Source organism: Kitasatospora sp. NPDC093558, from assembly GCF_040683475.1.
GTDB lineage: Bacteria > Actinomycetota > Actinomycetes > Streptomycetales > Streptomycetaceae > Kitasatospora.
This window is the reverse complement of sequence record NZ_JBFBDY010001070.1, coordinates 1-1,616: the sequence shown is the minus strand read 5'-3', so window position 1 is coordinate 1,616 and position 1,616 is coordinate 1. Positions and strand designations below refer to the sequence as shown.

Sequence of the window (1,616 nt, the reverse complement as noted above, 5' to 3'; positions counted from 1 at the left end):
CCATGCCGGGGGTGAAGACGAACAGGACGTCCGCCTCGCAGCCGGGGGCTGCGGCGAAGGCGTGCGGGGTGTGGGGCGGCACGGCGAGGAAGTCGCCGGCGTTAAGGACGGTGACTTCCTGGCCCACCAGGACCTTGAGGGAGCCGCTGATGACGAAGAAGATCTCGGTGGCCTTGGTGTGGAAGTGGGCGGGTGCGCCGACGGCGCCCTTGGCGAAGGTGGAGCGGTAGCTGGTGAAGCCGTCGGCCGTGGCGTCGGAGTCGGCGAGCAGCGTCATCACGGAGCTCGGGTCGGCGCAGGTCTCGGCGTCAGTGCAACGGGTCAGCACCGGCTCGAACGGCGCGGCGGGCTCGGCCGCCTCGTCGGCGGGCTCGGCCTGCTCGCCGCGGAAGACCTCCTTGACGAGCCTCTGCTGCGCGTTCTGGAACGCCTCGGCCGTTTCGGCGAAGTCGAGTTCGGCGCCCCCGGTGGTGAGGGAGGCGGTCAGGGTCCTGCTGCCGTCGGGCGTGCTGTACATCAGCGCGGCCCAGCCCCACAGTCCGCCGTTGTGGTGGAAGACGGTGCCGCCGTCCGTCTCTTCCACGAACAGCCCCATGCCGTAGCCGAATTGGGGGTGCGGCGTGCGCATCTCGGCCAGCAGGGAGTCCGGCAGGAGCTTGCCGCCCATCAGTGCGGAGAAGAACGTGTGGAGGTCCTCGGTGGTCGAGATCATGTCGCCGGCGGCGGAGAGCCAGGAGACGTTGAAGCGGGTGACGTCGACCATCTTCCACTGGCCGGCGTCCTCGTAGCGGTAGTAGCCGTGGGCGTGCGGCTCGGGGATCTCCGGCGAGGCGTCCGGCACCATCGTGCCCGACAGCCCCAGCGGCTCGGTGATCAGCCGCCGCATCTCCTCGGCGAACGAGCGGCCGGTGACGGCCTCGACCAGCAGCCTGGCCAGGACGTAGTTGGTGTTGGAGTAGCTCCAGTCCGCTCCCGGCTCGAAGCGGGCCGGCTTGGACAGCGCCAGCCGGACCAGTTCCTCCGGCTGATAGGTGTGGAACTGGTTGTCCACATACTCCTGGCCCTGCCAGGCGATCCCCGGCGCGACCGTCCCGTCCTCGTAGTACTCGCCGGTGAAGTTGAACAGCCCGCTGGTGTGCTGCAGCAGCATCCGCACCGTGATCCGCCGGTCCAGCCCGAAGCCGGGCAGGTGGTCGTCCACCGGGCCGTCCAGCCCGAACCTGCCCTCGGCCACCAGGCGCAGCACCAGGGCCGCGGTGAAGGTCTTGGTGGTGCTGCCGATCCGGAAGTGCCCGTCGGTGCGCGGCTTGTCGCCCGAGCCGAGCTCGCGCACCCCGGCGCTGCCGACCCACTCGCCGTGCTCGTCGTTCACGCGCAGCTGCACCCCGGCGAAACCGGACTCGACGATCTCCTCGATGGCCTTCTGCAGTTCCGGGCGGTCCTGCCGGGTGAGGGACAGGGACATGGTTGTGCTCCTTGTGGGACGTGCGGGTGGTTGTCTGGGTGGGTTCGCCCCGGTGCCGGGGCGGGTGTTGCCGGGTGGCGTTCCGGAGGGAGCGGGTCAGAGGCTGCGCGCGGTGATGTCGCCGTAGGAGGTGGTGGCGCGGATGTCGAGG

Annotated in this window: 1 protein-coding gene and 1 pseudogene; both read right to left on the bottom strand. The window is 70.2% G+C overall.

From position 1 onward, the window contains the following. Positions 1-277: cupin domain-containing protein (locus AB0O00_RS38545; RefSeq protein WP_363659340.1), on the bottom strand; the 277-nt coding region annotated here is incomplete at its 3' end. A 102-nt stretch (positions 278-379) separates the two neighbouring features. Continuing rightward, a pseudogene (locus tag AB0O00_RS38540) lies at positions 380-1,465 on the bottom strand (serine hydrolase domain-containing protein); the annotation flags it as partial. Between the last annotated feature and the right edge of the window lie 151 nt (positions 1,466-1,616).